This window comes from Oceanisphaera sp. (assembly GCF_052084945.1).
In the GTDB taxonomy this organism is placed as follows: domain Bacteria; phylum Pseudomonadota; class Gammaproteobacteria; order Enterobacterales; family Aeromonadaceae; genus Oceanimonas.
Genome location: NZ_JBQDEX010000102.1, coordinates 1 through 10043, shown reverse-complemented (window position 1 = coordinate 10043; position 10043 = coordinate 1). Strand labels below are relative to the sequence as shown.

Below are 10043 nucleotides of genomic sequence, written 5' to 3'. Positions count from 1 at the left end.
GAGCGTTACAGGGAGGTACTTGCAGCGTGTCGGTGAAGAAGACCCTTTGTTCGGCCGTTATGCCGGCCGAACCGACTAAATCACTTCTCTCATTTTTATTTATAATGTAAGCAAAAGATGTGATGAAATGACAGGCTGAACGCTTAAAGCTGTCTCTTAGGTGGCACTGTCTGGCGCATTAAATTAGAATAGCGGGCGTAATAATGACAAACACATGGACCCTTCGTATTTTATGCTGATGCCTCCCCCAAATTGGCCAGCTAAAATAACACTTGCTCCTAAAAATAATGACAAGGTAACCACTCGTGACGCAGAACAAACCCCTAAGCTATAAAGATGCCGGTGTTGATATTGATGCTGGTAATGCCCTAGTTGAACGCATTAAAGGCGTTAGCCGTCGTACCCAACGCCCAGAAGTGATGGGCGGGCTGGGAGGCTTTGGCGCCTTATGCCAATTGCCTACCGGCTATAAAGAACCGGTATTAGTCGCCGGAACTGATGGTGTGGGTACCAAACTTCGTTTAGCTATCGATCTTAAACGCCATCAAGGTGTAGGGATCGACTTAGTGGCCATGTGCGTTAACGACTTAATTGTGCAAGGTGGCGAACCGCTCTTTTTCCTCGATTATTATGCCACGGGCAAATTAGACGTGGATGTGGCCGCCGATGTGGTCACAGGTATAGGTGCAGGTTGTGAGTTAAGTGGTTGTGCCTTAATTGGTGGTGAAACCGCAGAAATGCCCGGTATGTATCAAGCCGGTGATTATGACTTAGCAGGTTTTTGCGTGGGTGTGGTTGAAAAAAACGACATTATCGACGGCACTAAAGTAGGAGCCGGTGATGCACTCATTGCCCTAGGTTCAAGTGGCCCACACTCAAATGGCTTCTCTTTGATCCGTAAAATTTTAGAAGTAAGCAAGGCTGATTTGCAACAGCCTCTAGGTGACACCACCTTAGCTGACGCGCTAATGGAGCCTACACGCATTTATGTGAAACCAGTGTTAGAGCTGCTGAAGAAGTTTGATATTCATGCACTTAGCCATATTACCGGCGGCGGCTTTTGGGAAAATATTCCTCGCGTGTTACCCGCGGGCACCAAGGCCGTAGTGGACGGCACCAGCTGGCAGTGGCCTGAGGTATTTAACTGGTTACAAACAGCCGGCAACGTAGACACCACAGAAATGTATCGCACCTTTAACTGTGGTGTTGGCATGGTGATCGCTCTGCCTGCCGATCAAGCACAAGCTGCCGTGACCTTTATGCAAGATGCCGGTGAACAGTGCTGGTTAATCGGCCAAATCGATAATGCAGCTGATGGCGAAGAGCAGGTTGAAATTAAATGATTGAGCAGTCAAGCCCCCGCATTGTGGTATTGATCTCGGGCAATGGCAGTAACTTGCAAGCCATGCTGGATCAAGCCGATGCAAACCTGCTGGGTGGCGAAATAGTGGCGGTGATGAGTAATAAAGCCGATGCTTATGGCCTTGAACGCGCCCGTGCAGCAGGCATTGCCACCGCTGTGGTATCAAATCAAGATCATGCCAGTCGTGAACACTTTGATGCAGCCTTAAGTGAAACCATTGATGGTTACCAGCCTAACTTGGTGGTACTAGCGGGATTTATGCGGATTTTAACGCCAGGCTTTGTGCAACATTACCAAGGCCGCATGTTAAATATTCATCCCTCTTTGTTACCCCGTTATCAAGGGTTGAATACCCACCAAAAGGCCATTGATGCCGGTGATCAAGAGCATGGCTGTAGCGTGCATTTTGTCACCGAAGAGCTTGATGGTGGCCCGGTTATATTACAAGCCCGCGTGCCCATTTTTGCCGATGATGACGCCGCCGCTGTCGCCGAGCGAGTGCAGGTACAAGAGCATGCGATTTATCCGCTCACAGTACGTTGGTTTTGCGAGGGTCGGGTGGTGATGCAACAAGGTCATGTCTATTTAGACGGCGCTTTGCTGCCCGAACAAGGCTATGCGCAAGAATAGGGTTAAACTATCAGCGCCCAACATAATAAACCCCAAGTCTGCCAAGGCTTGGGGTTTATTTTTACGCTTAGTGCTAGGCGCTGCGTTAACGGGTACCGGCAACGCGCTCGCCTAGGTGGAATAGGTTGAATTCGCCGGGTTGCATTTTATGCCATTGCTCGTTATTGGTCAGCGGCTGGGTGGCAATCACGGTGACGATATCATTGGGGGTGGTTTCTTTTTGAAAATCAATTTCCACTTCTTCGTCAATCAATCGGGCGGGGCCAAAGGGCGCACGGCGAGTGATCCAGTGCAGATTATTGCTGCAATAAGTCATAAGATATTCGCCATCGCTTAGCAACATATTAAACACGCCTAGCTCTCGTAATTGATCACAAAGGCTTGCCACATAGCGAAACATCTCAGACATATCAGCGGGTTGAGTGGGGTATTCACGCTCCATGGCATCGAGTATCCAGCAAAAAGCCAGCTCACTGTCGGTTTCTCCTACCGGATTGTGTCGGCCGGTGTCGAGTTTATCGTACCCGCTTAGTTGGCCGTTATGGGCGAAGGTCCAATAGCGCCCCCATAACTCTCGGGTAAAAGGATGCGTATTTTCTAGCGCAATACCGCCACGATTGGCTTGGCGAATGTGGCTTATCACCGAGCAGCTTTTAATGGGGTATTCTTGTACCAGCTTAGCGACTCGCGATTGACTAGAAGGCTTAGGGTCTTTAAAGGTTCTTAGTCCTTTTCCCTCATAAAATACAATACCCCAACCGTCTTTATGAGGGCCTGTTCTGCCACCGCGCTGCATTAAACCGGTAAAGCTAAAACAAATATCCGTGGGTACGTTGGCGCTCATCCCTAGCAATTCACACATGATGCTTACGCTTGCTCCATTTCTTTTTCAACTAATTGGATCAAGATATGAATGATCTTAATGTGTATTTCTTGAATACGGTCGGCATAACCAAAATGAGGAACGCGAATTTCTACGTCAGCCAAGCCGGCCATTTGTCCGCCGTCTTTACCGGTTAACGCAATCACTTTAATGCCCTTATCTTTAGCTGCATTAATGGCGTTGATAATATTTTTTGAATTACCACTGGTCGACAACCCGAGCAGTACATCCCCCCTTTGCCCTACTGCTTCTAAGTAACGAGAAAACACAAACTCAAAGCCAAAATCATTAGCAACGCAAGATAAATGACTCGGATCAGAGATGGCAATCGCAGGGTAACCGGGGCGATTTTCACGGTAACGGCCAGTCAACTCTTCCGCAAAGTGCATGGCATCACAGTGCGAGCCACCGTTACCACAAGACAAAACCTTACCACCGTCTTTAAAACGCTCGGCCAATAACTTGGCCGCTTGTTCAATGGCTTGAATATTAGTGTCGTCGGACAAGAAGCGATTAAGCACATCAGCAGCTTCGCTTAGTTCGCTACGGATCAAATCCTGATACATGGTATTGCCTCTTACTCAGCACAAAACACTCATTTTGGCATAGATTGCGCTCAGCGCCTAGCACCGACGCTCAGCCCCAGGCAGCCACCCTTTGGTATTTTGCAAAGAGAGACTGCTTGGCGGTATTTAACTTATTGATTACTTGCTTTAAACATTTACATCCATTACAACTAGACTCATCAAGAGGTCTGACCTCAAGGGCTAATTTGGCCTATTCAGCGCTAATCTATTTAACTTTACTCTATTAAACAGGGAGTTAATGAATGATGACTTTACTGCTACTAATACTCGCTTGGGGAATATTAGCTTATCGCCGCCAGTCTCTGCTCACAGTAACTTGGGTCAGTGCTCTGGTGTTGCTATTGGGCACAGCCCTTGGGCAAGTGGGCACAATAAGCTGGTTAGTGTTTGGGGGAATAGCCGCAATACTTAACCTAAAACCGGTACGTACTCAGCTATTAAGTTCGCCTATGTTTAATGTTTATAAAAGCTTAATGCCTGAAATGTCAGCCACAGAGCGAGAAGCAATAGAGGCTGGCACCACTTGGTGGGAGGCTGAGCTATTTGCTGGTAAGCCAAACTGGGAAACATTACATAGCTACCCTAAGCCCAAATTGAGCGATGAAGAGCAAGCCTTTATGGATGGCCCTGTGGCCGAAGTGTGCCGCATGACTAACGACTGGGAAGTGACCCACGAGCTTGCCGATTTATCGCCACAAGTGTGGGCCTATTTAAAGCAGCATAAGTTTTTTGCCATGATCATCAAAAAACAATATGGCGGTTTAGAGTTTTCAGCTTATGCGCAATCTCGTGTGTTACAAAAATTATGCGGTACCAGTGCCGTATTAGCTTCAACCGTAGGCGTACCCAACTCATTAGGTCCGGGCGAGTTACTACAACATTACGGCACTACAGAGCAAAAGAATCATTATTTGCCTCGCTTGGCTAATGGCGATGAAGTGCCTTGTTTTGCACTCACCGGACCCGAAGCGGGATCCGACGCCGGTGCCATCCCTGATGTAGGCATTGTGTGTAAAGGGGAATGGCAAGGCGAGCAAGTGTTAGGTATGCGTTTAACGTGGAACAAGCGCTATATTACGCTGGCCCCCATAGCCACAGTGCTTGGCTTGGCGTTTAAACTGCAAGACCCTGAAGGCTTGTTAGGCGATAAGCCTAACCTAGGTATCACCTGTGCGTTAATTCCAACAAATATGCCCGGTATTGCTATTGGTCGCCGCCATTTTCCGCTAAACGTGCCTTTTCAAAATGGCCCAACCCAAGGTAAAGACGTTTTTGTGCCGCTAAGCTTTATCATTGGTGGACCAGAGATGGCCGGCCAAGGTTGGCGCATGCTTACTGAGTGCTTGTCGGTAGGTCGCGGTATTACACTGCCTTCTACGGGGACAGCAGGTACACGACTTTCGGCCATTGCCTCGGGCGCTTACAGCCGAGTTCGCCGACAATTTCGTATTCCCATTGGCAAGATGGAAGGCATTGAAGAGCCTCTCGCCCGCCTAGGCGGTAATGCTTATTTGTCTGATGCAGCGAGCATGTTGACGGTCACCGGTATTGATTTGGGTGAGAAGCCCTCAGTGATTTCAGCCATCGTTAAATATCACCTGACCCACCGCAGCCAACATAGTTTGATTGATGCTATGGATATTCATGGTGGCAAAGGTATTTGCATGGGGCCCAATAACTATTTGGCGCGCGGCTATCAAGGGGCGCCCATTGCCATTACGGTTGAAGGCGCCAATATTCTTACCCGCAGCATGATTATTTATGGTCAAGGCGCCATTCGCTGTCACCCTTATGTGCTTAAAGAAATGCTGTCGATACAAGAGCCGGACGCACAACAGGCACTAGGCCAGTTTGATGAGGCGGTATTTGGTCATATTGGTTTTGCTATTAGTAATACTATTCGCAGTTTTTGGCTGGGCTTAAGCCAAGCTCGCTTTAGCCCAACACCAGTGCAAGATTCTACTGCCCCCTATTACCGCCAAATGAATCGATTAAGTGCTAACTTAAGTTTGCTATCGGATGTGGCAATGGCCACCCTTGGTGGTGAGTTAAAACGCAAAGAGCGATTATCGGCACGGTTAGGTGACATATTAAGTCAATTATATTTAGTATCAGCCACGTTAAAGCGCTTTAACGATGACGATCGCCCCGATGAGCTACTACCCTTGGTACATTGGGCCTGTCAGGATAGTTTGTATCAAGCAGAGATGGCGGTGATTGAGCTCTTAGAAAATTTTCCATCACCTATTTTAGGAAAATTATTGAGCGCCTTAATACAACCGTGGGGTCCTGCCTTAACTCGCCCCTCAGATCGGCTAGATCATAAGGTGGCACAAGCGTTGCAATCGCCCGGTACGGTCCGTGATGCGCTCGCTAAAGATTTGTATTTAGCCGTAGAAGAGGGCAACCCTTTGGGTATGTTAGAGCAAGCATTTGTTGATATTATTCAGGCTGAGCCTATTTATAATAGGGTAGTTGACGTATTAGGCCGTCGTCCCTTTACGGGGTTGGATGTATTAGCCGATGAAGCTTACGGTATAGATATTATTAATAGCGAAGAGCGCCTGCTATTAAAAAGAGCGGAAATCAGTCGCTTGCGTACCATAAATGTAGATGACTTTGACCCTAAAGAGTTAGCCAGTGCAGTTAAGCGCAGCGCCTAGCACCTTATACCAATCACCAATCGGGAAAACTAACTGATCAGGTTTTAGGGCTGCTGTAGGGTAAATTGGTATTACTTAATATAAGGTGAAGATAACAGCGTTAATAAACTTCCCTATTTAAAAAAAGAAGCAGGACAAAAAAAGGGGCCAGTTGGCCCCTTTTTTATTCTTTGATAACAAATTAATGCACAATGCGGGCACGAATGGTGCCTTCTATGCCTTTTAGCTTAGCTAACGCTTGCTCACTTTGTGCGCTTTCTACTTCAATAACAACATAACCAATGTGCGGCGTAGTTTGTAGATATTGAGAGGCAATGTTAATACCTTCAGCTGAAAACGCTTGTACTATTTGGCTGAGAATACCAGGCTTGTTGTGGTGAACATGCAACAAACGACTGGTATCTGGGTGCTCTGGCAAAGAAACTTCAGGGAAGTTAACCGCCGAGAGAGTTGAGCCGTTATCTGAGTATTTAATTAACTTACCGGCAACTTCATAGCCAATATTTTCTTGTGCTTCTTGGGTTGAACCACCAATATGCGGCGTTAGGATCACGTTGTCGAAATTACGCAACGGCGATACAAACTCTTCATCATTAGACTTAGGCTCAACGGGGAATACATCAATAGCAGCACCCGCTATGTGCTTGCTAGAAAGCGCCTCAGCAAGCGCTTCAATGTCGACCACAGTACCGCGAGATGCGTTAATTAAAATGGAACCTGGCTTCATGTTCGCGAGTTCTTTAGCGCCAAACATATTTTGCGTTTGTGGCGTTTCTGGCACATGCAAAGACACCACATCGGATTGAGCTAATAACTCTTCTAAGTTATACACCTGAGTGGCATTACCTAAAGACAACTTGGCTTCAATGTCGTAATAAGACACTTGCATACCAATGCCTTCGGCAATAATGCTTAGTTGAGTACCAATATGACCATAGCCAATAATGCCTAACCGTTTGCCACGAGCTTCAAACGCATGGCTGGCACTTTTTTGCCATTCGCCACGATGCGCCTTGGCATTGCGCTCAGGAATGCCGCGCAATAATAATAGAAGCTCACCCAGTACCAACTCTGCCACACTGCGCGTGTTAGAGAAAGGCGCGTTAAATACCGGAATACCACGCATGGCAGCCGCATCTAAATTAACCTGGTTGGTGCCAATACAGAAGCAACCAATAGCAACCAGCTTTTCTGCAGCATCAAGTACCGACTCGGTGAGTTGAGTGCGTGAACGTACACCAACAAAGTGCACATCTTTAATGTGCTCTTTTAAATCACTATCAGACAGTGACGTCTTCAAGTAGTCAATATTGGTATAACCGGCATTTTTGAACATCTCAACTGAGCCTGGATGTACACCTTCCAGTAATAAAATTTTTATTTTGTCTTTATCTAAAGAGTGATGCGCCATTACCTGGTCCTTTTAAGTACTGCGTGGGGTTTTTACTATAAAGTATCAAAAACACGCGCCTTAGGGAATGTATAAAGGCGCGGTATGTCTCTTCGAGCAGGGAGAAGACAAGGGATACTTTTTACTTTAAAACAAAAACGACGTCGACTTGATCGCTAAACTCAATGTCATTTTGTACATAACTGGCATCTAATGTTTCTTCTGAGGCCATTTTGATGTTTAGTGCGCCATAGTGGCGGGGTGCTGGGTTGGTGCGCGGCGCTCGATATTCAATCGCATACACATCCCCTAACTCACGCCCTGCCGCTTGGCTAAGCTCTTCAGCCAACTCTTGTGCATGAGCAACCGCAGCCAACCGGGCTTGCTGGCGTAGTTGGTCACTATTTCGGCGGCCATAATTAACTTGCTGAATTTGTTGTATACCCTGCTCTAGCACGGTATTAAGCGTTTGACTGAGGTGTTCAAGATCATACAGACGTATGCTAATTTGACGCTCAGCGTGGTAGCCCAATAGCTTGGGTTTGTCGCCGTCTTTTGAGTATTGATAGTCGGGCCGTGTAATAACATTACCACTGTCGATATCTTTTTTACTTACCCCCAAACTGGCAAGGCGACTAAATAAGGACGCCACCTTAGTGTCTACCTCTTCTTTAGCGGCTAGGCTATCAGACTGACGAGCTGTTACCTTGACCGATAACGTAGCCATGTCGGGAGCAACTTTAATCTCGGCATGTCCTTGTGTCACAAGGTGTGGCTTGTCGGGTACGGCAATGGCTAACGCTTGGGCACTGGCGAGTAAAGGCAAGCAGGTTAGTACGCCTAACGCCTTGTTACGCAGAAGAAAAACACTGTTACGCATAAATAAAGCCTCATCATCAAAGGGGAACCATACTGCTACTTCGATGATACACCGCAAGCCAATAAATCACATTATTGATTGGCGCTCGCTCTTAACTTGCGGTGTGTACAGCTAACTCTCGCGACTCTTCCAAGCGAGTGGTGGACTAATAAACCCTTGATAAGCATCAACATATAAGGTTTTAAGTACATCAAGCTGGTGTTCAGTTTCTACACGAGTCGCAATGGTTAAGGCGCCCATACTGTGCGCAGAGCGACAGACTGCGGCTAAAAATGCATCATCATAATCGTTGTTCGTGACTGTACTAGTAAACCCATGATCCAACTTAACGTAACTGGGCCTTAAATCACTAAGCTGGGTCAATAAATCAAAATGTCTTCCAAAATGGTCAATTCCCCATGCTACTTTTAAAGAGGCAAGCGGCACCATAAGAGCGTTTTTATCAAAAGAAAACACTTTTTCAGGTAGCTCTAATAACAACCTAGAGCAAACGTCAGGATATTGCTCTAATAGTTGATTGAGCTGGTGCCAAAAACCGGCTTGGTGACAGCTATATTGGGTAAGGTTAACAGCTAGGCGCAGCTTGGAGTCTGTTACTAGCTTATTTAGTACGCGCTCAATAATATGCAGGTCGAGTCGCTCACCTAGCTTAAATTGCTCAACCATGGGCAAAAAGCTACCCGCCCCATACGTAATATTATCGGCACGAATAGCAACATAAACTTCTTCGTGCTGCAAGGTGCCAGCAAAATCAAATACAGCCTGGCTGCTCAGCTCAAAAAGATCCTTAGTCAGGGCGGTTTCTATTAATTGCTTCCAAGCCAAACGCCCCAGTTGGTGCTCTTGTTTATGGTGCTCAATGATCACAGCACCCGCTTCATCCATACGAGCTTTACTTAAAGCATTGTCGGCGCGAGTCAGTAGACGAGAACTTTCGTCCTGCTCTTGTATTACGGCTATCCCCACTACGGATATATTGCGGCTGTTAACTGGATCAATGACCTGTTCAGCAATTTGGCGGTTAATTTCTTCGCCTAATAACGACAAGCGTTCAATATCGGTTTCTGGTATTAATAACGCAAACTCACGGGCAGAAATACGCGACAAGACAAACTCACTAAAACGCTGGCACAGCTTACTTAAGTCGGTAGCAATCGCTTTTATCATTTGATCTCGTGCAGTAAACCCAGCTTCTTGATCGAGCTTTTCTAGCAGATCAACTGCAATTAATATTGCAGCCCCACCGGTCCCTTCACTTATCCAAGACTGACTTTGTGAGACAAAGAAAGCACGGTTGCCTAAGCCTGAGGTAGGGTCCGAAAATGCCCGATGACGGAGTCGCTCTGCTTCGTCGGCTTGTTCTTTAAATTGTATTTCTAGCTGGCCCGACATGCTATTAATGGCTTTGACCACTTCTTTTAGCTCTCGGGTGTTGGGTAGTGCTATGGCTTGGCCAAAATGGTGCAATTCTATTTGGCGGGCTTGAACTTCAATATCATGTAGCGGTTTTAAGAAATAGCGCAGTGCAAAAACCAATAAGCCCCAAACCACTACAAAACATAGCACAAACCAGGTTGCTAGCTGACTCATGCCTTGCCAAAGCTGATAATAGGCTTGGCTTGGGTGTCCTTCTACAGTTAATTTTCC

At 46.7% G+C, this 10043-nt stretch carries 8 protein-coding genes; 3 read left to right on the top strand and 5 right to left on the bottom strand.

All coding sequences use genetic code 11. The annotated features are described in order from the left end of the window. Window positions 1–305 precede the first annotated feature (305 nt). The gene (purM, locus tag ACTHY5_RS09540; RefSeq protein WP_441879064.1) at window positions 306–1343 is read left to right on the top strand and encodes a phosphoribosylformylglycinamidine cyclo-ligase; all 1038 of its coding nucleotides are present in this window, start codon (window positions 306–308) and stop codon (window positions 1341–1343) included. Next, on the top strand, window positions 1340–1993 hold the full coding sequence (purN, locus tag ACTHY5_RS09535) for a phosphoribosylglycinamide formyltransferase (RefSeq protein WP_441879063.1): 654 nt from the start codon (window positions 1340–1342) through the stop codon (window positions 1991–1993). Before purM ends, purN begins: the two co-directional genes overlap by 4 nt. 85 nt (window positions 1994–2078) lie before the next feature. Here purN and ACTHY5_RS09530 read toward each other — a convergent pair whose 3' ends face one another. Beyond that, entirely contained in the window at window positions 2079–2855 is a 777-nt protein-coding gene (locus tag ACTHY5_RS09530) for a class II glutamine amidotransferase (RefSeq protein ID WP_441879061.1), read from the bottom strand. 5 nt (window positions 2856–2860) lie between these two features. After that, entirely contained in the window at window positions 2861–3442 is a 582-nt protein-coding gene (gene lpcA, locus ACTHY5_RS09525; protein WP_441879059.1) for a D-sedoheptulose 7-phosphate isomerase, read from the bottom strand. A 263-nt stretch (window positions 3443–3705) separates the two neighbouring features. Here lpcA and fadE point away from each other — a divergent pair, with 263 nt between their 5' ends. Beyond that, window positions 3706–6126: an acyl-CoA dehydrogenase FadE gene (gene fadE, locus ACTHY5_RS09520; protein WP_441879057.1), complete on the top strand. Its 2421-nt coding sequence runs from the start codon at window positions 3706–3708 to the stop codon at window positions 6124–6126. 181 nt (window positions 6127–6307) lie between these two features. On the opposite strand, the gene serA is transcribed toward fadE, so the two are convergent. The 3 genes from serA to ACTHY5_RS09505 form a co-directional block, all read right to left on the bottom strand. Next, on the bottom strand, window positions 6308–7537 hold the full coding sequence (gene serA / locus ACTHY5_RS09515) for a phosphoglycerate dehydrogenase (RefSeq protein ID WP_441879055.1): 1230 nt from the start codon (window positions 7535–7537) through the stop codon (window positions 6308–6310). A 121-nt stretch (window positions 7538–7658) separates the two neighbouring features. Beyond that, window positions 7659–8396 carry an SIMPL domain-containing protein gene (locus ACTHY5_RS09510; RefSeq protein WP_441879053.1) on the bottom strand — a complete coding sequence of 246 codons (738 nt, stop codon included), beginning with the start codon at window positions 8394–8396 and terminating at the stop codon, window positions 7659–7661. Window positions 8397–8507: 111 nt separating this feature from the next. Further along, window positions 8508–10043 (bottom strand): EAL domain-containing protein (locus ACTHY5_RS09505; protein ID WP_441879051.1); only part of this gene is annotated, 1536 nt, incomplete at its 5' end.